Genomic DNA, 22,466 nt, shown 5'->3' on the forward strand with positions numbered 1-22,466 from the left:
TCGTGGTCGGCTCTTCGCTGCGCGAGCGTCAGCGACGAAGTCGCGCGAGCAGCGCCTCGACGTCGCCGCGCCACTCGTCCGTCTCGGCGTCCGCCCACAGCTCCGCGAGCTCGGAGCCTGCCGCGTCGAGCACCCGCTCCACGGCGCGGATCGCGAGCGCGACGTCGGCCTTCGCCGCGGCGCCGTTCGCATCGACCCACGCGCGCGCGCCGTCCGGAAGCGCGGTGCGCTCACCGTCCTTGGCCGCGGCGACGAGGGTCGCCGCCGCGATCGCCATCGATGCCTCGGGCGCCTCGAGCAGGTCGTCGGACTCCGCGACCGCGGCCTCGAGCGCGTCGCGGACCGTCATGCGTCCCGCCTCGAGCTCCGCGAGCCAGTCGAGCGAGTCGTCGTTCTCGAACGCGCCGTGGCCCCAGGCGCCCACGTCTCAGCCCTCCGAGTCGTCGTCCTCCGACGTGACGTCGTCGTCATCGTCGTCGTCGTCGTCCTCGGAGATCGGGCCCGTTCCCTGGTTGACGAGCTCCTTGAGCTCCTTGCCGACCTTGAAGAACGGCAGCCGCTTCTCGGGCACCGGCACCGGCTTCCCCGTGCGCGGGTTCCGCCCGTTGTAGGGCTTGTAGTCGCGGACGGTGAAGCTGCCGAAGCCTCGGATCTCGATGCCTTCCCCGCGCTCCAGCGAGGTCGTCATCGTCTCGAAGATGCAGTTCACCACGAGCTCGGCGCGGCTCTTGGTGATCTTGGTCCGCTTGGCGACCGCATCGATCAGCTCGGACTTCGTCATCGCCTCTCCCCGCCGAAGCGACCGCTACAGTACCGGGGGGGATCCGGGGGGTCAACAGTGTTTCCGGGCACTTGCGGGATCGGTGCCCAAGGGCTGCGCGTGCCGAGGGTCCTCCTCCGTCGGCATTGAAACGCAGCGGGCGGTTTCGCTACTGTTGCGGGCCCGAGAGACCAGCGGAGCCCAACGCGTCCCCGGACGCCGTCGGGCAGGGTGAGCACGATGGAGAACCAGCTCGAACCGAACGACGACCTGCCGGCGCTTCCGAATGTCCCTGCGACGGACGACGCGCTGGACAAGGCGAACCGGCAGGTCGCCGGTCTGGACGACGACCAGGTCGTCAAGAAGATCGGAACGCGTACCTCGATGTTCGGCCGCGTCGTCACGCTGCTGCTGATCGTCGGCGTGCTCGGCCTCGGGGGCGCTTGGTACGTGCGCGACCAGGCGTATCAGGCGCGCTGGGCCGCGTACGACGCCGCGCAGGACACCGGCGACCAGGCGCAGTTCCTCCGGCTGATCCGCGAAGAGCTGCCGCGCGCGCAGTTCGACGACGTGCGCATGCGGATCATGCAGAAGATGGGTCAGTACCGCGACGCCGAGTCGGTGCCGGTGCTGATCCCCTTCCTCGACCAGGAAGGACGCATGCGCGCCCACGCCGCGCGCGCCCTCGCCGAGATCGGCTCGCCCGCCGCGGACAGCGCGAAGCCGCACCTGCTGCGCGTGCTCCCGCAGACCGACGACCGCGACCGCGCCCCGGTGGTGTGGGCGCTCGCGGTGCTCAACGAGCCCGCGGCCGCCGACGCGATCATCGCGGAGTTCGAGAACGGCCGCCTCCAGCACCAGCGCCACCCCGCGTTCGACCCGCGCATCGTGGTGAACGCGGTCGGCGTGCAGCGCCTCTCGGCGCCCGAGCTCACCGGCCACGAGTCGGTCGCGGTGCGCACGCTCGTCGCGCAGGCGCTCTCCGAGGCGGGCACGCCCGACGTCATCGACCCGCTCTCGCGCATGATCCTCGACGCGCAGAACACCGGCGAAGAGGGCCACAACGTGCTGCGCATCGCGGCCGCGGGCCTCGGGCGCATCGGTGATCCGCGCGCCGCGACGCCGCTCTTCCAGCTGATGCAGCGCGACCCCGCGATGCGCGTCGCGGTGCTCGAGGCGCTCCGTCGCTCGACCGGCGCGCGCGGCCTGACCGTGCTCCTCGGCTCGGCGGGTGACGCGGCGACCAAGCGCGACCTCGTGGTGATGCTGCGCGCGACCCACGATCCGGCCGCGGCCGACGCGCTCGCGGGCATGCTCGCGAGCGAGGACGAGATGACGCGCACCGAGGCGGCCCACGGCCTCGCCGAGCTCGGCGACGTGCGCGCGGCCCCGGCGCTCCTGGCGATCGCCCAGGCCACCCCGGCCGACGCGGGCCGCAACGCGCTCGACGCGATGCTGAGCCTCGAGATCCCCGCGGAGATCGCGTCGCAGCTCGTCCCGATGCTCTCGAACGACGCGTTCCTCAACCGCCGCTCGTCGGTGATGCGCGTCCTCGGCCGCGCGCGCTCGCGCGACGCGGAGACCGCGCTGGTGCGCAACCTCGAGGGCGACGACATCGCGTCGGCCGCGCTCGCGCTCGCCGACATGGGCTCGGACGCCGGCTACACGGCGCTCATGCGGATCGTCCCGCGCGGTCGCGATCAGGACTTCGCGCAGTACATGGGCATGGCGGGCGTGCCGCTCCAGCGCGAGTACGACAACCGCACCGCGGCGGTGCGCGCGATCGGCCGCTACGGCCGCGTCGACGCGGCCGAGGCGATGATGACGATCATCGAGGACCCGCAGGACGACATCCGCCTCCGCAACGACGCGGGCCTCGCGCTCGGCGCGATCGCGGACGACGCGGTGCTCCAGCAGGTGCTCGCGAAGGTGCAGCAGACCGACCTCGACGAGGCGGCGCGCCGCTACTACCTCGGCGCGCTCTGGCAGCGCCCGAGCCGTGCGATGTCGAGCGCGCTGCTCGATCTCATCGCGAGCCCGGCGACCCCGCCGGACGTCCGCAGCCCGGCCGCGGTCGCGGTGGGCTACGCGGCGGATCCCGCGAACGACGCGCGCCTCGTCCAGATGCTCGAGTCGGATCAGACGCGCGTCGCCGCGGCGCTCGCGATCGCGCTCGGCGGCAGCGACGAGGCGGCGAACGCGCTCGTCACGCGCCTCCAGGGCGACGCGGATCTGCGCCAGGTCCTGCAGGACGCGCTGATGAACGAGACGAACGACTGGTTCAATCTCATCACCAGCGACCTCTGGGACTCGGGCCAGGTCATGCGCCGCATCCGCGTCGCGCGGATCCTCAACGAGGGCGGCCAGGGCTTCGCGTGGGTGCCGCTCATGTCGCGCCTGCGCAGCGGCTGGGAGGGCACGCACGGCCTGAGCGGGCGTGACGTGCGCAACCGCTTCTTCGCGATGCTGCGCGGCGACGACGCGGACCAGCGCCTGCTCGCGGCGCGCCTGCTCGGCGACATGCAGGAGACCGGTCTGCTCATGGCGGCGCGCGACCAGGGCGGCAACGGCGCCGAGGAAGCGCGCAACGTGCTCTTCGAGCTGAACCGCCCGCAGACCGAGGGCGACGAGGGCGCGGAGGACGACGAGATCGAGGGGTAAGAGACTCTTCGATCGGCACCCGCGACGGGGCGAGCGCGAGAGCGTTCGCCCCGTTTGCGTTCCGTCGTCGTGCCCCCCGGGTCCGAGGTCGCCCCACCCGGCCTCGAGCGCTCGCGCCCCCGGCTCGAGCACCTGCGCCCCCCGGCTCGGCGGGTATCACCCCCCGGCTCCGAGATATCACCCCCTACCCTCGGCGAGAGGCGCCCCCGCGTCCGACGACGTGTCGACCACCCCCCGACGCGGTCGGTCCCCGCGGGACCGTGATCGATCGAGCCGGGGCACGGAGCATCGGAGCGAGGGCGCCGATCCTCCGACGCGATTCGCGCAGCGCGCGACGCGGGACGACGAGCGCGCGAGCCGCGCCGCGCGATCCGAGACGCGGGGGAGCGAGCTCGGCAGGCCCTCAGGCGGTCTGATCGAGGGCCCTCAGCACGTCCGCGACGAGCTCGTCGGTGTCCTCGATGCCGACGGCGTAGCGCACGAGGTCGTCGCTGATGCCCACGGCCTCGCGCTGCTCGGTCGAGAGCTCGAAGTAGCTCATCAGCGCGGGCTGCTCGATCAGCGACTCCACGCCGCCGAGGCTCGGCGCGATGCGCGGGATGCGGCACGCGTCGACGAAGCGCCCGACGCTCGCGAGATCGCCCTTCACCGCGAACGTCACCACGCCGCCGAAGCCCGTCATGAGCTCTTTCGCGACCGCGTGGTGCGGATGCGACGCGAGCCCCGGATACCAGACGCGCCGCACCCGCGGGTGACCCTCGAGCGCCTGCGCCAGCGCGAGCGCGCTCGCGTTCTGCTGCTTCACGCGCACCGCGAGCGTCTTGATGCCGCGATGCACGAGGTACGCGGCGTGGGGATCGAGCACGCCGCCGAGCACGTGCCGCAGATCGCGCACCAGCGACACGAGCCCGTTCGGCCCCGCGACGACGCCCGCGAGCACGTCGTTGTGCCCGCTCAGGTACTTGGTCGCGCTGTGCACGACGAGATCGATCCCGTGCTCCGCGGGGCGCAGGTTCACCGGCGTCGCGAAGGTCGCGTCGATCATCGTGCGGATGCGTCGCTCGCGGCAGATCGCGGCGACGCGGCGCAGGTCGACCACGTTGTTGTACGGGTTCGTCGGCGCTTCGCTGATGACGAGGCGCGTCTGCGGGGTGAGCGCGGCCTGCATCGCGTCGACGTCGGCGGGTGGGACGAGCGTGCTCGTGACGCCGAAGCGATCGAGGAACGACGTCACGAACTGGCGCGTGCGGCGGTAGCAGTCCGAGAAGAGCACGACGTGCGAGCCGCTCTTCACGAGCGCGAGGATCGCCGTGGTGACCGCGGACATGCCGCTCGAGAACGCGACCGCGTCGTCGGTGCCCTCGAGCGCCGCCATCTTCTGCTCGAGCGTGCGGACCGTCGGGTTCCCGTAGCGCCCGTACTCCTCGCGCTCGACCTTGCCCTCCATGTACTCGACGAGCGCGCTCGTGCTCGCGAACGTGTACGTGGCGGTCTGGACGATCGGCTCGGCGAGCGAGTCGCTCGCGCGATCGCGGGGCTCGCCGCCGTGCACGGCGCGCGTCTCCGGCGTCCGCCCGGGCTCCTGCTTCTTGGACTGCTGGTCGGAAGACATGATGGGGGCGCAGTGTAGCGCTCGCGTTGCTGCACTGCGTCGAGGTTCTCGGGGAACGACGCGTGACGGATTCGTCGTATACCGGGCCCGTGCTCGACCCGATCGTGATCCTCGTCGTGCTCCTCGTCGCGGTCGGCGCGTACGTGCTCTGGCGCGCGAACGAGATCTTCTGCCTGTCGGTGCGCGATGGACGCGTGCTAGTGGTGCGCGGACGCATCCCGCCCGCGCTGCTCCACGGCATCGAGGACGTCGTGCGTCGCACCGGAACGCGCCGCGCGACGATCCGCGCGGTCGCGGGCCAGCACCACGCGCGGCTCGTGTTGAGCGGCACCGACGACGGCACCGCGCAGCGCCTGCGCAACGTGTTCGGGACGCACCCGATCCAGAAGCTCCGCGGCGCGAAGCTCCCCGAGGCGCGCAACCTCGGTCAGGTCCTCGGCATCGCGTGGCTCGCGTGGCTGCTGGTGGATCGCGGCCGCGGCTGACTAGACACCGAGGTGCAGGAGGTAGCCGGGCGCGCGCGTCGCCCAGAGGCAGTCCTCCGCGAGCCGCTCGAACGCGGCGATCAAGTCCGCGCGCGCCACGCGCTCGACGTGGTCTCCGAGCGAGTGCTCGCGGCCGTCGTCGTCGATCCAGTGCTCCTCGCCGAGGCGAACATCGAGCACGGGCGGACCGTCGTCGTCGCGGTAGCGCCGCGCGAGCGACCTGAACACGTCGTGCGCGACCCGCGCGCCATCGCCGCGGATGACCGACCATCCGGTCCACGCGAGGCCGCGGTGGATCTCCCGGGTCGGCCACACACACGGGATGGCGGAGAGCTCCGCGGACCACGCGTGGAGCAGGTCGTCCTCGATCGAGACCCGCGCGCGCTGAGAGGCGCCGACGAGCTCTCGCACCGCGAGCTCGTACGGCCGCTCGCGGTCGACCCGATGGAAGTCGTGCCACGCGCTGCCGTGCCCGAGGGCGATGCGCTGCGCGCTCACGAGCGGGATTGGGCCAGCGCGAAGCGCCACCCGCAAGCGGGTGGGGACCCGCGCGCAGCTCGAGGGGTCGAGAGGGGAGGCGCGCAGCCTCCCCCGGGAGAATCAGTGCGCCTTTTCGCGGTCCAGGCCCGGGTGCGTCGGGTCGCCGGGCTCGTGGCGCGGGTTCGCGGTGACGTACGTCCCGTCCTTGCCCGGGATGCTCATCAGCGTCTCTTTGTCGAAGATGAAGTGCTCGCGCTTCCACGACGCCGGCACGTGCGTGCCGGTGTCCATGCGGATCGCGTCGCACGGGCACGCCTCGACGCAGAACCCGCAGAAGATGCAGCGCAGCTCGTCGATCACGAACACGCGCGGGTAGCGCTCGTAGCCGTGGCGCGGATCGTCCGCCTCGTACTCGGCGGGCTCGATGTAGATGCACTGCGCCGGGCACGCCGTGCTGCAGCACAGGCACGCGACGCAGCGCGGCGAGCCGTCCGCGCGGTGGGTGAGCCGGTGCACGCCGCGGAAGCGCTCCGGGTAGTCGCGGCTCTCCTCGGGGTAGCGGATCGTCGCGGTCTTCCGGTTCTCGGCGGGGCCGATCGTGTTCTGGAAGAAGCGCTTGAAGGTGACGCCGAGGCCCTTCACCGCCTCGACGACGTAGCTCTGGTCCGCGACGGTGCGTCCGGGCTTCTTGATCGCGTAGGCCATCGAATCACCAACCCATCTGCTGGAACAGCAGCACGAAGATGCCGGTCACGAGGATGTTCAGCAGCGAGAGCGGCAGGATGAGCTTCCAGCAGAGGCTCATGATCTGGTCGTAGCGGAAGCGCGGCAGCGTCCAGCGCACCTGGATGCTGATCAGCGCGAGCACCATGACCTTCGTCAGGAACGCGACGACCTGCAGGATGATGATGAACAGGTGCGAGTTCGCGACGTTGCTGACGACCGCGAAGTCCGTCCCGCTCAGATCGAAGCGGTAGCCGAACGCCTCCCAGCCCGCGCGGGTCAGGAACGGCACGTCCCAGCCGCCGAGGAAGACGACCGCGATGATCGCCGAGCTCACCGCGACCTCGATGAACTCGCCCATCATGTACATCAGCCACTTGCCCGACGAGTACTCGAGGAAGTAGCCGGCGACGATCTCGCTCTCACCTTCGGGCGCGTCGAACGGAACGCGCTTGTACTCCGCGATCGTCGCGGTGAAGAAGAGGACGAACGCGAGCGGGTTCACCAGCACGCCCCACACGTGCTCGCTCTGCCAGCGGATCATGTCCGGCAGCATCAGCGAGTCGTAGAGCATGAACATCGGGACCAGCGAGAGGCCGAGCGTGACCTCGTAGCTGACCATCTGGCTCGCAGCGCGGAGGCCGCCGAGCAGCGCGTACTTGTTGTCGCTCGCGTAGCCCGCGATCGCCGCGCCGATGATGCCGGTGCCCGCGATCGCGAAGATGTAGAGGATGCCGATGTTGAGGTTCGCGACCTGGATGTCGATCGCGGTCCCGCCGATCGCGCCCTCCGCGGGCAGCTGATCGAGCAGGTAGTCGACGTAGATCGTCGGACCGAACGGGATCACCGCCGCGGTCGCGAACGCCGGGACCATCGCGATGATCGGCGCGATCGAGTGGAGGAACTTGTCGCCGCGGGGCGGGACGATGTCCTCCTTGGTGAACGCCTTGATCGCGTCGAAGAGCGCGTGCAGGCCGCCGAAGATCGTCAGGCGCCCATCGAAGAAGAGGAACGGGAGGATCTTCGCCGCGACGAGGTGGATGACCGCGAGCGGGAAGAAGACGAGCATCAGCCCGCCCCACGTGTGCTCGATGCCGAACACCGGCTCGGTGAAGAGCACGTCCTGACCGTTGCCGGTCGCGACCATCGCCAGGCTGATCGCGAACATCACGCCGCAGAGCGCCGCGACGACGTACGCGCCGAGCACCAGGTACGGGATCGCGTCGAGCAGCGCGCGCGGCATCGGGAAGCCGCCCATGTACGGGCCGAGGCGATCCTGGAAGAACGCGCTCTGACGACGCTCCGCGAGCACCAGCACCGGCGCGAACAGCAGCAGCAGCACGCCGATGACGAACGCGATCTTCAGGATCGAAACGAGAACGAGCCAGCCGAGATCCATCGTCGTCCCCTCAGCTCGCAGCCGCCACGGCGGCCGTCGTCGCGGGCATCGCCGCGCGCACCTCGGGAAGCTTCGCGAACGCGATCTCGCGTCCCACGCGCTTGCCGATCTCGATCAGCGTCTCCCAGGCGCTCTTGATCCCGAGCGGCGCGTTCACCGCGCGCTGGAACTGCTGCGCCATGCCCTTCGCGTTCACGAAGGTTCCGCTCGCCTCGGCCGTCGTCGCGACCGGGACCACGACCGTCGCGACCTGCGTGAGCGGGCCGATGTTCGACGAGAGGTTCACGTGCGGGACGTTCGCGAGGCTCGCGAGCTGCTCGACGCTCTCGCCCGCCGCCCAGCCGAGCGAGAGGATCGCGTCGACCCTGCCCGCCGCGACGTCGGCCGCGAGATCCGCGGTGCTGCGCAGCTCGCCGCCGGCGACCGCCGTCGCGCCCGCGCGGTTCGGGTTCGGGTCGGGGTGCCGCAGGATCGCGTCGCCCTTCCACCCGCCGGGCACGCTCTCGGGCGAGAGCGCCGCGAGGTAGAGCGCGGTGCCGCCGAGGTGCTCGCGCCCGAGCTTGCCCAGCACGAAGTTGTCCTCGTTGGTGTGCTGCGCGCTGAACACCACCGCGAGGCGCTGCGACTTCTCGAGCACCTTCGCCGAGGCCTCGATCGCGACGTCGCGCGGCACCTCGACGACGCGGCCTTCCTGACGAACGCGCCCGGTGAGGATGCGATCCTCGTGGAAGCGCTTGTACGTCATCATGCCCGCGTCGCACATCCAGAACTTGTTCACCTGCTCGTTGTCGCGCGGGCGCAGGCGATACACGCGCTGGTAACGAGGATCGTAGTCGACCCACGTGTTGCAGCCGGTCGCGCAGCCGTTGCAGACGCCGGGCGCGCTTCGCAGGAACCAGACGCGCGCCTTGAAGCGGAAGTCCTTGCTCGTCAGCGCGCCGACCGGACAGACGTGCTCGGTCATCAGCGTGTACGCGTGATCGAGCTCGCGGCCCGGCGAGACGGTGATCTCGTTCTTGTTGCCGCGCTCGCGCATGTCGAGCACGTGGTCGCCCACGACCTCGTCGCAGAAGCGGATGCAGCGCGTGCACATGATGCAGCGCTCGGCGTCGTAGACGATCGTCGGACCGAAGCGCACCGCCTTCGGCTTGTGCACCGGCTCGGTGTCCTTGCGCTTCAGCTTCTTCTGGTGCGCGAGCCAGTAGTCCTGGAGCTTGCACTCACCGGCCTGATCGCAGATCGGGCAGTCGACCGGGTGATTGAGCAGGAGGAACTCCTGCACTGCGCCCTGCGCCTTCTCGACCGCCGCGCCCTTGCTCGCGACCTCCATGCCCTCCGTCACCTCGATCTGACAGGCGGGCTGGAGCTTGTTCTTCGTCGTCTCGACGTAGTCCTTCTTCTTCTCGTCCCACGCGAGGATCGGCAGCGCCATCGGGCGCGCGCTCTTGATCTCGACGAGGCACATGCGGCAGTTGGCCGCGATCGAGAGACCGGGGTGCCAGCAGTAGTGCGGGATCTCGACTCCCTTCTTCCACGCCGCCCGGATGATCGTGTCTCCGGGCTCGAAGGGAATCTCCTGGCCATCGAGCTTGAACGTCGGCATCACCGCTCCCGAAGGGAAGGAAATCGTCTGTCAGCGACTCGCGTGCTTCAGCGGTCGCACTCGCCGCCGATCATGTTGATCGAGCCGAAGGTGGGCACGATGTCCGCCACCATGTCGCCGATCAGCATCTCGCGGCACGCCTGCAGGTTGTAGAAGCACGGCGGGCGGCAGCGCACGCGATAGGGCGTGCCCGAGCCGTCGCTCACGATGAAGAAGCCGAGCTCGCCGTTGCCGCCCTCGGTGAACGAGTAGCACTCACCGGCGGGCACCTTGATGCCCTCCATCACGATCTTGAAGTGCGCGATGGTCGCCTCGATCGTGTTGTACACGTCGAGCTTCTCGGGCAGCACGAAGCGCGGGTCGTCGGCGTTGATCGGACCCTTGTCCGGCATCTTGTCGAGACACTGCTCGATGATCTTCATCGACTGACGCACTTCCTCGAAGCGCACCATGAATCGATCGTAGTTGTCGCCGTCGTGGCCGACCGGAACGTCGAAGTCGACGGCGTCGTAGAACATGTACGGGTGCGCCTTGCGCACGTCGTAGTCGACGCCGGTCGAGCGCAGCACCGGGCCGGTCACGCCCCACGCGAGCGCGCGCTCCTTGCTCAGCTTCCCGATGCCCTGGGTGCGGTCGAGGAAGATGCGGTTCTTGAGCAGCAGCGACTCGGTCTCGAGGAGCACCTCGTCGACCTGCGGCAGCACCGCACGGACGCTCTCCTTGAAGTGCGGCGTGGGCTCCTTCGCCATGCCGCCGATGCGGCCGAAGGAGTGGGTCATGCGCGCGCCGGTCTCCTGCTCGAGCACGTCCCACAGCCAGTCGCGCACCTTGATGCACCACAGGAAGGGCGTGAACGCTCCGAGCTCCATCGCCGTCGCGCTGTTGCACGTGAGGTGATCGGTGATGCGCGAGATCTCGCCGAGGATCATCCGGTACCAGGTGCAGCGCTCCGGCACCTTGAGCCCGGCGAGCTTCTCCACCGCGAGCGAGAAGCCCACGTTGCAGAGCATCGGCGAGACGTAGTTGAGGCGATCCGCGTAGGGGAAGACCTGCGTCCAGTTGCCACGCTCGCAGCTCTTCTCGAAGCCGCGGTGCAGGTAGCCCGGCTGGATGTCGAGATCCATCACCGTCTCGCCGTCGAGCTCGAGCACCATGCGGATGGTGCCGTGCATCGCGGGGTGCGACGGGCCCATGTTGATCCGCATGGGCTCGGCGGGCAGCTCGAGCGTGCCCTCGTGCTCCTCGTCTTCGTAGAAGGGCTCCATCTACATCACTCTTTCGCCGGGTTACTCGGTCGCGGTACGAGCCGCTTCGTCGTCGAGCTCGGTGTACTCGATGCCCTTGCTGAGCGCGGGGCGCTGGCCCTGCTGCTCGCCGATGGCGGGCGAGACCTGGAAGTCGCTGCCCTCGATGCGCGCCTGCCAGTCGATGCGCGACCACGGCTGGCCCTCGTCGGGGCCGAAGGGCGGCAGCTTGTCGATGTCCTCCACGTCGCGGTAGGGCACCAGCGGCTGCGTCTTCTCGATCGGGTAGTCCTTGCGGAGCGGGTGCCCGACGAACTCGTCGTACATCAGGATGCGGCGCGGATCGGGGTGGCCCTCGAAGACCACGCCGAACATGTCCCACGCCTCGCGCTCGCCCCAGTTCGCGCCGATCCACACCGGCACGAGCGACGCGACGCTGCCGCCCTCGTCGACGCGCGTCTTGATGCGCACGCGGTGCTTCTTCGCGAGCGAGCGCACGAAGAGCAGCACGTCGAAGCGCGGGAGGTCCTCACGCATCGGGTAGTCGACGCACGTGACGTCGACGAAGTGGTTCATGTCGCACTCGGGGTCGTCGCGCAGGAAGCGCGCGACCTCGAGCCAGTCCTTCGGCGCGACCACGGCCTCGTCGTCGCCGAAGTGGCTGCTCGTCGCGAGGATGCGGTCACCGAACTGCGCCGTGAGGCGCTCGAGCACCTTCTTGCTCATGGCGACTCAGCCCTTCTTCTCGCGCTCGATGCGCACGGCCTCGCCGGGGCGATCCTCGAGCAGCTCCGCGCTCAGCTGCGCGAGCGGGTTGGCGCCGGCGCGCTCGGCCTCGAGCTTCCGCTGGCCGTAGTAGACCGCGGTGCCCTTCTTGCGCAGCTGCACCATCTCGGGCACCTCGCGCGTCGGCACGACGAGCGGCCCGCGCGTGCCCGACTGGATCTTCTGCTGGAGCAGCATGAGACCGTCGAGCACGGCCTCCGGGCGCGGCGGGCAGCCGGGCACGTACACGTCGACCGGGATGAGCTTGTCGATGCCCGGAACCGTCGTGTAGTTGTCGTAGAAGCCGCCGCACGACGCGCACGTGCCGAAGGCGATCACGTACTTCGGATCGGCCATCTGCTCGTAGATGCGCTTCAGCGCCGGAGCCTGGCGCTGCACGATCGTGCCGACGACCCAGAGCAGGTCCGCCTGGCGCGGCGAGAAGCGCGGCGCCTCGGCGCCGAAGCGCGCGAGGCCGTCGTAGCGCGGGCCGTTCAGCGACATGAACTCCATGCCGCAGCACGCGGTGACGAACGGATACTGGAACAGCGACCACTTCCTCGCCCACGCGAGGAGATCGTCCAGCTTCGTCGTGACGAAGCCGGCGTCGCCGCCTCCCATCACTACCTTTCCCATTCGAGCGCTCCCTTCTTCCACGCGTAGACGAGGGTCACGCCGAGGACGAGGAGGAAGAGCAGCATCTCCACGAGCCCGAACCAGCCGAGCTCGCGGAACTGAGCCGCCCACGGATACAGGAACACCGCCTCGATGTCGAAGACGACGAAGAGGATGGCGGTGAGATAGAACTTGACGCTCAGGCGTACGTGCTGAGCGCCGGTGGTCGCCGAGCCCGACTCGTACGGGATCAGCTTCTCGGGCGTGGGGTTCTTCCTGCCGAGCGTCGATGCCAGGATGAACAGCAACGACGGGATCGCGACTGCGATCGCGAGCATCAGGAAGACGGGAAAATAGACCTCGAACATGGGGCTCGGTGCCTTTTCCTGGGAAGGGGGCGAGGTCGGAGGCCGCCTGTTTGCGCAGGCCCCTGCAGCCGTGGGGGACGGCCGAGCGGTCTCAGCCGGCGAAAGGCGGACGACGCCCTTCGGGATGGGAGGCCGGCGCCGGTTCTAGGCTACCGGCAACGTGGTGTCAACGCTGGGAAAGCCAGCGAAAACGGGAGCGCCTCGGCGACGCGCGCCCTCCCCCTTCTCGGGAGGCGAGCGGGCGCTCGCGGAGCGCGCCCAGCGGGCGATCTCGCGCGCGATCACGCACCGGGACGACGCCGGGTGCATGTTCTCGCGCGTGATCGCGCACCCGGAAGGTTCCGGGTGGCTGTTTCCGTCCGCGAACACCCACCGGGAAGCGCGCGGGTGGCTGTTTCCGTCCGCGAACACCCGCCGGGAAGCGCGCGGGTGGCTGTTTTCGTCCGCGAACACCCACCCGGAAGCGCGCGGGTGGCTGTTTCCGTCCGCGAACACTCACCGGGGAGCGCGCGGGTGGCTGTCGCCGTCCGCGAGCACGGTCCCGCGCGCGCTGCGCTTCGCGCTCGATACTACTCGTCGAGCCCGGCGAGCTTGCGGGCGGCGCGCATCTTCTCGTCCCAGTCGGTGCGCCGCTCGATCACGACGCGCTGGGCCTGGGGCGACCCCGCGCCGTGCATGCACTCGATGCGCAGCGGGACCGCGCCCGAGCCGTAGCTCATCCACTCGACGAGGCGGAGCAGCTTCGCGCGCTCGCGATCGCCCATCACGTGCCGGAGCTTCGGGCCGAGCTCGGGGTGATCGAGATCGGCGACCGAGGGCATCGTCGCGAGCAGCCCGCCCGCGAGGTCCTCGGCGAGCCGGACGATCTCGTAGGGCAGCTCGGTCACGTGGTGCTTGCACACGTTCGCGAGCACCGCGTCGACCTGGTGGATCCCGGAGCGGTGCTTCGTCGTCTTCGTCGAGGCCGCGAGGCCGAGCGCGTGGATGGTCTCGGTGAGGTGGACCATCTGGGTGAGCTTGTCGCGCACGTGCGAGGCGTCGCGCACGCCGTTCTTCTTCGCGAGGAGCGCGGTCGCGCCGACGAGCGCGTCGAGGTTGCCCGGCTTGCACCCGCCGTAGCTGGCGCGGTGGAACCCGGCGAACGCCTCGAGCAGCTCGTTGCACGCCTCGAGATCGCCGTCGATGAAGACGCGGTCGCGCGGGACGAACACGTCCTCGAAGATCACGACGCACTCCTGGCCGCCGTAGCGCGCGTTGCCCGCGTCGGGGCCGCCGCGTCGCTCGTCGCTGGGCTGACGGCCGAGCACCATCGACACGCCCGGCGCGTCCACCGGGATCGCGCACGCGATCGCGAAGTCCTCTTCGCCCGCGCGCAGCGACTGGCCGGGCATCACGAGGATCTCGTGCGCGTTCGCCGCGCCGGTCTGGTGGATCTTCGCGCCGCGGATCACGAGGCCGACCGCGCTGCGCCCGACGACGCGCACGAACGAGTCGGGCTGCTCGCTCGGGCGCTTGCTGCGATCGCCCTTCGGGTCGGTCATCGCGCCGTTCAGCGTGAGGTCCTCGCGCTGCACGTTCGCGAGCCAGCGCACGAAGCGGTCGTGCCCCTGGCGGCCGTGGGTCGCGATGTACGTCGCGTTGAGGCCGTCCATGCCGACGCAGCGCTGGAAGCAGGTGCCGGTGAGGCGACCGAGGATTCGTTGGAGCTCCAACTTCTTCCGGAGGTCGTCGTCGCTCGTGAAGAGGTGCGTGAAGCGGTTCACGCGCGCGTCGACGAGCTTCGAGTGCGGCGTCGCGAGATCGCGGATCGTCGGGTCGGGATCGTGCGCGAGCGCGTAGGTCGCGGCGACGGTGTCGATCGAGGGGCGCACCTTCGGGTGGCGCGTGGGATCCGGAACGCGCTGCCCGTCCACCCAGAGGACGAGCTTCCGTGCGCGCAGCGACTCGACGTACTCCGCGGCGGTCTTCATGGCGCGACAGTGTTCACTGTCAGCCTCTGCCGCTCAATCGAGTTTCGCGCGTGCGCCCCTCGAGCATCGAAGATGCTCGACCAGAAAAAGAGCTGAAGTGGACCGGACGACGACGGCTGCGACGCCGAGCATCGAAGATGCTCGATCCGCGTCGCAGCACGGACGTCGTTCACCGTCGAGCATCGAAGATGCTCGACCAGAAAAAAGAGCTGAAGTGGACCGGACGACGACGGCTGCGACGCCGAGCATCGAAGATGCTCGATCCGCGTCGCAGCCGGCGACGTCTGGTCCACTTCAGCGACAGAAGCGCTTCCACGCGTCGGGGATCGGGCCGCCCAGCATCCGCTCGGCGCCGCCCTGGTCGAGGACCACGAAGCGGAAGCTGCCGGTGAACGCGTCGGCGCCGTCCTGGACGATGCGCACCGCGACGTCGACGATGCGGCGCGCGTCGCGGGTGATGACCGAGCGGCCCTCGAGCGGGACGCCGATGCGCACGGCCTTGTGCAGCTTCGCGTCGAACGACGCGGTGAAGCCGAACTTGCCGAGCAGCCCGATCAGCGCCCACGCGGCGACCTCGTCGGCGAGCGTCGAGACGAGCCCGCCGTGCATGATGCCGGGCGGGCCCTGGTAGCGATCCCCGGGCGTGAAGCGCGTGACGATCTCGTCGCCCTCGCGCGCGAACGTGAGGTGGAACCCGTACGGGTGATCGGGCCCGCAGCCGAAGCAGGGCTGACCGGGCCCGAAGAGATGTCCGTCGAGGGGCGGAAGAGGAGTGCTCATCGCGCGCGCAGCATGACGCGCTCAGAGCGGGTCGGGCACGCTGGCCTGGCCGAACGTGTCGTCGCCCCAGCAGTGCACCTCGTCGGCCTCGTCGAGCGCGCACGAGTGACGCCCGCCGCTCACGACCTCCACGAAGCGTCCCGGCGGGACCACGTGCTGGCCCTCGGCATCGCGGCCCCAGCACACCAGCGAGGCGTCGCTCGCGCGGATCCCGCACGCGTGCAGCTGGCCCGCGCTGATCGCGCCGAGCGCCTCGGCAGGCGCGCCCGACGCGAGGGCGCCCGAGCACGCGACGGTGCCGTCGGCGCGGCGCCCGCAGACGTCGAAGAGGCTCCCGACGATCGACACGAACGCCCCCGTGGGCGGCGTCGGGACGTCGTCCGGATCGGGGCCGCCCCAGCAGCGGATCGTCCCGTCGCTCGCGCGGACGCCGCAGCCCCACTCGAAGCCGAACGCATAGTCGACGAACGCCTCGTCGGTGGGCGGCCCGTCGATCGGGCCGAACGCGCCCCAGCAGCGCAACGTGCCGTCGGCGCGCATGCCGCACATGCCGCGATCGTGCCCGTAGAGGCGCGTGAAGGTCTCGCCGAGCGGGGTCGAGAGCGGATCGGGGTTGCCCCAGCACGCGACGGTGTGGTCGGGGCGGCGCGCGCAGAAGCGGTGGTCGTTGTGGAACCCGCGAACCTCGACGAACCGCCCCGGCGGAACGCTGAGGATGCCTGCCGAGCCCCAGCAGCGCAGCGTGCCGTCGGCGCGCGTCGCGCACGATCCGTTCGAGCCGGCGCCGAGGTGCAGCGGGCCGTCGATCGGGAGCGTCACGCTCGTGCCGTCGTCGCACGTGAGCGTCGCCGAGCCGTCGCCGTGGTCGGTGAGCGTGCAGCCCGAGCCGTCGACGCCGCGAGGAACGGTCACGCTCGTGCCGTCGTCGCAGGTCACGACCGCGCCGGCCTCGGTCTCCTCGACGGTGCAGCCGCTCGACGTGCCGTCCATGCCGTCCATCCCGGCATGCCCGCGGGACCGGGACGAACCGTGGCGCTGCTCCCGTCGGGGCAGCTGATCACCGCGGTACCGTCGGGCTCGTTCACGACGGTGCACGAGCCCGAGTCGCCGGAGCAGGACGAGATCACGAGCGCAAGGAGCAGGAGTGTCGCGTGTCGCATCGCGCCGGAACGTATCCGGTGCGCGGGTCACACGTCTAGGATCGCAGCAACGATCCGCCAATCCTGGAACAGGTCACGGCGCGCGACCGAGCGCGCGGTAGCCGAGATATCGCGGGAACGCGCGGCCCGACTGGTTCCACTGCTTCGGGCGTCCGACGTACATCGCGTCGACGCCGTGGTCGGCGAACGCGTCGCCGACGTCGAGCCACGCGGCGTCGCCGGTGAGCACGTACGCCGCGCCGAAGACGTGCACGATCAGCAGGTTGAGATCGGCCGTGCTCGAGTCGTCGTAGTCGTCGGACGCGCAGCCCCACAGATAGCGGAACGCGGCTCCGTCGCTCGTGACCGCGTCGTCGCGCAGCCACTCCGCGGCGCGACGCACCACGTCCGCGATGCGCGCGTCGCCGGTGAGCGCGTGCGCGTCCATGAGCCCATCGACGAGCAGCGACGTCATGAACGGCGAGCCACCGGCGGGCCCGTCGCTGCACTCCTCGGGATCGGGGCGCACGAGGTCGTGCTCGAACGCGCCGCTCGTTCCGTCGCTCTGCCAGTCGACGGCTTCGTCGATCAGCGACACGAGCGCGGCGCGCACCTCGTCGCGCGGGTCGAGCGCGTAGTACGAGGCCACGCCCATGATCGTCCACGCGAGGTTGCGCTCGGTGACGCGCAGGCTGTTCTCGCGCCCGCCGCGCTGTGCCGGCAGGCTGCGCACGAACGCCTCGCCCATCGCGATCACCGCTTCGCGCGCCGCGGGATCGCCGGTGAGCAGGTAGTCGTCGAGCATGCCCTGCCCGGTCATGCGCCGCATGACGCCCCAGTCGAGCTTCTGCGACGGCGTCCAGCCGTCGGCCTGACAGACCTGCACCGCCATCGCGCGCCCCGCGATCCACTCGAGCTCGTTGTCGCGGTACCACGTGCTCTCGAGGCGCGCGCGTCGATAGCGCGCCGCGTCCGCGCCACGCACGAAGCGCTGCCAGAGCGCGTGCGGTCCGTCGTAGTACGTGCGGTGCGCGTTCGTGCCCGCGCAGCTCACGCCGTAGGTCTCGTAGGCGGGCGACATCGAGCCGAGGCACGACTCGAGCTCGTCGTCGAACGACTCGAAGCGATCGTTCGCGGCGATCGTCAGGTGCGGGCCGCTCACGCGCGATCGCGCGTAGTGCTCGGGGTCGAGCGTCGCGGCGACGGGCCCGTCGGGCGCGGGCGCGATCGCGGCGGGCGCGGTGCGGGTGCGCGGCGCGCCGTGCTCGATCGTCCAGCGCTCTTCGGCGTTCGCGGCGAGCGTCGCGCGGAACGCGACCAGCACGCTGCGGATCGATCCGTCGAGCGGCCAGCGCGCGAGCTCCGCGACGTGGATCTCGCGCTCGGTCCCGCTCGCATCGAGCACACGCACGTGCGACGCGTCGCGCAGCACGCCGGGCGCGAACGGCACGCCCAGCGAGACCACTGCGTCCGACGCGGCACCGCGATCCGCGCGCAGCGTGAGCGCGATCTCGCCGGCGGTCGCCACCGGGCCGCCGTCGATCGGCGACGTGCTCGCGTCGTGCTCGCTCGGTCGCGCGCCGTCGATCGACGAGATGCCTCCGTCGCGCGGCGTGCTCGCGTCGCCGTCGATCGCGGCGTCGCCGGTGCATCCGCTCGCGAGCGCGATCAGCACCAGCGCCCAGCGCGCCCTGCCCTTCCCTCGTGTGCCCATCGGGCCGCGCGTCGTGCACTCGGCGTACCGCGCGCGCGCTGCGTGGATCGGCGCGCGATCGCGGCAGGACGCAGCCCTCATGGCGGTTGGAACCGACACACCGCGCCCCCGCGGGATGGTCAAGCAGGCTTGACGGTCTTCGGGATCGCCGTCTTCGCGGCGCGGTACTGATCGGGCCAGCGCACGCCGTCGTGGCCCTGGGTCGCCGCCGCGTGCAGCGTCCAGTACGGGTCGTAGAGGTGCGGCCTCGCGAGCGCGCAGAGATCGGCGCGCCCTGCGAGCAGGATCGAGTTCACCTGATCGAAGTCCTGGATGTTGCCCACCGCGATCGTCGGGATCCCGAGCTCGTTGCGGATGCGATCGCTGAACGGCGTCTGGTACGCGCGACCGTAGACCGGCTTCGCGAGCGTCGACGTCTGTCCGGTGCTCACGTCGATGACGTCGCAGCCGCGCTGCTTCAGCGCGCGAGAGAGCGCGACCGCGTCGTCGCCGTCGAACGCGCCGGGCACCCAGTCGGTCGCGGACACGCGCACCGACATCGGCTTGTCGCTGGGCCACGCGGCGCGCACGGCGTCGAACACCTCGAGCGGGAAGCGCATGCGGTTCTCGAGCGAGCCGCCGTACGCGTCGGTGCGCTGGTTCGAGAGCGGCGAGAGGAACGACGAGAGCAGGTAGCCGTGCGCCATGTGGAGCTCGAGCAGATCGAAGCCCGCGGCGTCTGCGTTCTTCGCGCCGCGCACGTGCGCGTCGATCACCGCGTCCATGTCGGCGCGCGTCATCGGGCGCGGCGTCTGGCTCTTCGTCTCGTCGTAGGGGAGCGGCGAGGGCGCGATGAGCTCCCAGTTGCCGTCGTCGAGCGGCTCGTCCTCGCCGAGCCAGAGCAGCTTCGTCGAGCCCTTTCGTCCGGCGTGCGCGAGCTGCAGGCCGATCTTCGCGTCGCTGAAGCGATGCACGAAGTCGACGACGCGCTTCCATCGCGCGACGTGCTCGTCGCTCCAGATGCCGGTGCATCCGGGCGTGATGCGGCCCTCGGGCGACACGTCGGTCATCTCGGTCATCACGAGCCCCGCGCCGCCGATCGCGCGCGAGCCGAGGTGCACGAGGTGCCAGTCGTCGGGGAGCCCGTCCTCCGCGCTGTACTGGCACATCGGCGAGACCACGATGCGATTCGGCAGCGTCAGGCCGCGCAGCGTGAACGGCGTGAACATCGGCGGCGGCGTCTTCGCGTCGACGTCGATGCCGGCGCGCCGCGCGAACCAACGATCGGCCTCGGCGACCCACGCGGGATCGCGCATCGCGAGGTTCGAGTGCGTGATGCGTCGCGAGCGCGTGAGCAGCGAGAACGCGAGCTGCATCGGCTCGAGCGCCGCGTGATGGCGCTTCGCCTGCTCGAACCACTCGAGGCTCTGCTGCGCCGCGGTCTGGATGCGACCGACGATCGGACGCTGCTCGTCCTCGTAGCTCGAGAGCGCCGTCGCGAGATCGCCGGGATGCGCCGCGATCGCGCGCGCGAGGACGATCGCGTCCTCCAGCGCCATCTTCGTGCCCGAGCCGATCGAGAAGTGCGCGGTGTGCGCGGCGTCGCCGAGGATCGCGACGTTCTCGTGCACCCAGCGCTCGTTCTTGATCGTCGTGAACTGGATCCACTGCGAGCGATTCGGGAGCAGCGGATGCCCGCCGAGGTCGTCGGCGAACACGCGCTCGCAGTACGCGATCGTCTGCTCCTCGCTCGCGCCCTCGAGCCCGGCGCGCCGCCAGCTCTCCTCGTCGGTCTCGACGATCACCGTCGAGTGCGCCGCCTCCGAGCCGCAGCCGTCGAACTGGTACGCGTGGATCTGGAAGAGCCCGTGCTCGTTCTCGCGGAAGCTGAACGTGAACGCCGGGAACCGCTGCGTGCTCCCGAGCCAGACGTAGCGCGCTCTGCGCACGTCGAACGTCGGACGGAACGCGTCCTCGAAGCGTGTGCGCACGATCGAGCGGAGCCCGTCGGCGCCGACGAGCAGATCGCAGTCGCGACGGAGCGCGTCCACGTCGCTCACCTCGGTCTTGAACGAGAGCTCCACGCCGAGCGCGCGCGCGCGCTCCTGGAGGCGCATGAGGAGACGCTTGCGCGCGATGCCGACGAAGCCGTGCCCGTGGCTGCGGATCGTCTCGCCCTTCACGCGGATGTCGAGCGCGTCCCAGCGCGCGAAGTCGCGCGCGAACGATGCGAACGTCTCGGGCTCCGCCTCCTCGATGTTCGAGAGCGTCTCGTCGGAGAAGACGACGCCCCATCCGAAGGTGTCGTCGGGCGCGTTGCGCTCGATCACCTGCACGTCATGCGAAGCGTCGTGCTTCTTGAGCAGGATCGAGAGATAGAGGCCGGCCGGACCACCGCCGAGGATTCGAACGCGCACGAAGGGACGATATCCGCGCGCGTCTCGTTTGCTCCACTCGTGCTGTGAGCGAAAGCGAGCGCGCCCGCGCGATCTCACACGAGATCACGCGGGCGCACGAGGCTCGCGAATTCGATCACTCGAAGTGGTACGTCGCGCCGACCGAGAGGACGTTGTACTCGGCCGAGTACGTGCCGTTGTTCGTCACCGCGCCGTAGCCCTGCGGGTAGCACCCGGCGTCGACGACCGGGTTGTTCGGGTCGTAGCCGCCACCGCCCGCGCACATGCCCTCGGAGCTGTTCGCGCTCACCGCGCGGAAGTTCCCGTCGGTGATCGTCGTGTCGAGCTGGAAGATGTGCGCGTACGCGATCGAGATGTCGAAGCGCTCGATGCGGAACGTCGCGCCGACGTGCAGGCCGAAGCGATAGCCGTTGATGAAGTCCTGGATCTGATAGCGCGACTGCGCGAGCGGGATCTCGGTGTGGAAGCCGGCGCGCGCCGCGATCTGTCCGGGGATGATGTTCCAGTCACCGCCGAGACGGATGCCGAGCACGTCGCCCCATCCGTGCGGGATCGGCTGCACCGCAGGCACCGGCACCGCGGTCCCGCCGGCGATGACCGACGCGCCGGTCGGGAGGCGCACGACGAAGTCACCGACCTGCGAGTTGAGCTCGTAGACGACGTCGAGCTCGATGTCGAAATTCTCCGAGTACATCGAGTCGTTCACGACGTTCTGCACGGCCGCCTCGAACCCGCGCTCCCAGCTGCGAGGACGGATGCGATCCGCGTAGCGCATCGCGAGCTGGAACTGCCACGGCTGACCCGCGCGGAGCGTGACGCCGTCGATGCGGTTCGGCGTGCTCTGCCACTGCTCGTCGCGCGAGAAGTAGCTCGTGTTGAGATCGAGGTGGCCCTCCGCGGCGGTCGCGCCGCCGATCGCGTCGGAGATCCGCCCGCCGACCATGATGTCGAAGTTCGGATGCGGCTGGACGTGCACCGAGAGGATCCCGGCGGGCACGAACCAGTCGAACGCGTGGAGCTCGGTGCGGATGTCGCCGAAGGGATCCTCGGGCGCGCCGAGCACGCCGGCGCTCGTGAAGTTCATGAACCGCACGTTCGCGATGCCCCACTGGAACGTGAAGCCGATGCGGATGAAGTCCGCGGGACGCCAGCCCACGCCGATGCTCGGATGCGCCAGCAGCACGTCCTGCTGCGCGAGGCCGTAGCGCACCGGGCTCGGGCGCAGGCCGTTCGCGGTGTCCACGGTGCCGAAGCGACCTTCACCGGTGTTGCCCCACGTCGCGTTGCCGATGCCGCTCGGCGCGGTGATGCCGAACGCGATGCCGAGCTCCGGCAGGAGCCGGATGCTCCCGAGCACCCACGGGATCGGCTGCGGGTAGCCGCTGTTGCACACGCTCGGCATCTCGTCGCCGAGCCACGCGTCGGGATTGCCTCCCTCGCTGTCGAAGATGTTGTCGCTCGCGGTGCCCCCGGGGATCACGCTGCCGTACGTGCCCTGGCGGTCGACGCACGCGTCCCAGAACCCGACGTGCACGTTCGCGAGCACCTGCGAGTCCGGCAGGTCCGCGAGCATCGCGGGGTTGTAGTAGAGCGCGAGCGGGTCGTCGGCGCGCGCGGCCCACGCGCCACCGCGCCCGAGCTGACGCGTGCCGTGCGCCGCGAACTCGAACCCACCCGCCGATGCGCCCGCTGGGACCGACAGCACGAGCGCGCACAGCAGAACCGAATACGACGCGCGAAGAAAAGACATCC

18 protein-coding genes and 1 pseudogene are annotated in these 22,466 nt (G+C 70.3%); 2 read left to right on the forward strand and 17 right to left on the reverse strand.

The window, feature by feature from the left end; all coding sequences use genetic code 11:
* Positions 1 to 28: 28 nt before the first annotated feature.
* Entirely contained in the window at positions 29 to 424 is a 396-nt protein-coding gene (locus DB32_RS25770; RefSeq protein WP_053235296.1) for a DUF4259 domain-containing protein, read from the reverse strand.
* A gap of 3 nt (positions 425 to 427) precedes the next feature.
* Entirely contained in the window at positions 428 to 781 is a 354-nt protein-coding gene (locus tag DB32_RS25775; protein ID WP_053235297.1) for an HU family DNA-binding protein, read from the reverse strand.
* A 219-nt stretch (positions 782 to 1,000) separates the two neighbouring features.
* Between DB32_RS25775 and DB32_RS25780 the strand changes: the two genes are divergently transcribed.
* Positions 1,001 to 3,421, forward strand: coding sequence for a HEAT repeat domain-containing protein (locus tag DB32_RS25780; protein ID WP_053235298.1), 2,421 nt, complete (start codon positions 1,001 to 1,003; stop codon positions 3,419 to 3,421).
* 403 nt (positions 3,422 to 3,824) lie between these two features.
* On the opposite strand, the gene DB32_RS25785 is transcribed toward DB32_RS25780, so the two are convergent.
* Positions 3,825 to 5,033, reverse strand: a complete 1,209-nt coding sequence (locus DB32_RS25785; RefSeq protein WP_053235299.1) for a trans-sulfuration enzyme family protein — start codon at positions 5,031 to 5,033, stop codon at positions 3,825 to 3,827.
* A gap of 89 nt (positions 5,034 to 5,122) precedes the next feature.
* Here DB32_RS25785 and DB32_RS25790 point away from each other — a divergent pair, with 89 nt between their 5' ends.
* Positions 5,123 to 5,518, forward strand: coding sequence for a DUF3634 family protein (locus tag DB32_RS25790; RefSeq protein ID WP_169791554.1), 396 nt, complete (start codon positions 5,123 to 5,125; stop codon positions 5,516 to 5,518).
* On the opposite strand, the gene DB32_RS25795 is transcribed toward DB32_RS25790, so the two are convergent.
* The 14 genes and pseudogenes from DB32_RS25795 to DB32_RS25860 all read right to left on the reverse strand — a co-directional run bounded on the left by DB32_RS25795 (position 5,519) and on the right by DB32_RS25860 (position 22,464).
* Positions 5,519 to 6,016, reverse strand: coding sequence for a hypothetical protein (locus DB32_RS25795; RefSeq protein ID WP_053235301.1), 498 nt, complete (start codon positions 6,014 to 6,016; stop codon positions 5,519 to 5,521).
* Between the two features lie 102 nt (positions 6,017 to 6,118).
* The gene (locus DB32_RS25800) at positions 6,119 to 6,703 is read right to left on the reverse strand and encodes a NuoI/complex I 23 kDa subunit family protein (RefSeq protein ID WP_053235302.1); all 585 of its coding nucleotides are present in this window, start codon (positions 6,701 to 6,703) and stop codon (positions 6,119 to 6,121) included.
* A 4-nt stretch (positions 6,704 to 6,707) separates the two neighbouring features.
* Positions 6,708 to 8,120 (reverse strand): complex I subunit 1/NuoH family protein, encoded by a 1,413-nt coding sequence (locus DB32_RS25805; RefSeq protein ID WP_053235303.1) that lies wholly within the window; start codon positions 8,118 to 8,120, stop codon positions 6,708 to 6,710.
* Between the two features lie 10 nt (positions 8,121 to 8,130).
* Positions 8,131 to 9,723 (reverse strand): NADH-quinone oxidoreductase subunit G, encoded by a 1,593-nt coding sequence (locus DB32_RS25810; RefSeq protein ID WP_053235304.1) that lies wholly within the window; start codon positions 9,721 to 9,723, stop codon positions 8,131 to 8,133.
* 47 nt (positions 9,724 to 9,770) lie between these two features.
* Positions 9,771 to 10,988, reverse strand: coding sequence for an NADH-quinone oxidoreductase subunit D (locus DB32_RS25815; RefSeq protein WP_053235305.1), 1,218 nt, complete (start codon positions 10,986 to 10,988; stop codon positions 9,771 to 9,773).
* A 21-nt stretch (positions 10,989 to 11,009) separates the two neighbouring features.
* Entirely contained in the window at positions 11,010 to 11,693 is a 684-nt protein-coding gene (locus DB32_RS25820) for an NADH-quinone oxidoreductase subunit C (RefSeq protein ID WP_075097626.1), read from the reverse strand.
* 210 nt (positions 11,694 to 11,903) lie between these two features.
* Positions 11,904 to 12,353 (reverse strand): annotated as a pseudogene (locus DB32_RS25825) (NADH-quinone oxidoreductase subunit B); the annotation flags it as partial.
* Positions 12,354 to 12,355: 2 nt separating this feature from the next.
* Positions 12,356 to 12,715 (reverse strand): NADH-quinone oxidoreductase subunit A, encoded by a 360-nt coding sequence (locus DB32_RS25830; protein ID WP_053235306.1) that lies wholly within the window; start codon positions 12,713 to 12,715, stop codon positions 12,356 to 12,358.
* 569 nt (positions 12,716 to 13,284) lie between these two features.
* Positions 13,285 to 14,685, reverse strand: a complete 1,401-nt coding sequence (locus DB32_RS25835) for a 4-hydroxyphenylacetate 3-hydroxylase family protein (protein ID WP_053235307.1) — start codon at positions 14,683 to 14,685, stop codon at positions 13,285 to 13,287.
* Positions 14,686 to 14,979: 294 nt separating this feature from the next.
* A complete protein-coding gene (locus DB32_RS25840; RefSeq protein WP_053235308.1) occupies positions 14,980 to 15,465 on the reverse strand; it encodes a PaaI family thioesterase in 486 nt (161 codons plus the stop codon).
* A gap of 21 nt (positions 15,466 to 15,486) precedes the next feature.
* Positions 15,487 to 16,455 (reverse strand): RCC1 domain-containing protein, encoded by a 969-nt coding sequence (locus tag DB32_RS25845; protein WP_157069389.1) that lies wholly within the window; start codon positions 16,453 to 16,455, stop codon positions 15,487 to 15,489.
* Between the two features lie 243 nt (positions 16,456 to 16,698).
* On the reverse strand, positions 16,699 to 18,399 hold the full coding sequence (locus tag DB32_RS25850; protein ID WP_053235310.1) for a glycoside hydrolase family protein: 1,701 nt from the start codon (positions 18,397 to 18,399) through the stop codon (positions 16,699 to 16,701).
* A 38-nt stretch (positions 18,400 to 18,437) separates the two neighbouring features.
* Positions 18,438 to 20,714: a bifunctional salicylyl-CoA 5-hydroxylase/oxidoreductase gene (locus DB32_RS25855; RefSeq protein ID WP_053235311.1), complete on the reverse strand. Its 2,277-nt coding sequence runs from the start codon at positions 20,712 to 20,714 to the stop codon at positions 18,438 to 18,440.
* 115 nt (positions 20,715 to 20,829) lie between these two features.
* A complete protein-coding gene (locus DB32_RS25860; protein ID WP_053235312.1) occupies positions 20,830 to 22,464 on the reverse strand; it encodes an OmpP1/FadL family transporter in 1,635 nt (544 codons plus the stop codon).
* Positions 22,465 to 22,466: the final 2 nt, after the last annotated feature.

The organism is Sandaracinus amylolyticus, from assembly GCF_000737325.1.
Taxonomy (GTDB): Bacteria; Myxococcota_A; Polyangia; order Polyangiales; family Sandaracinaceae; genus Sandaracinus; species Sandaracinus amylolyticus.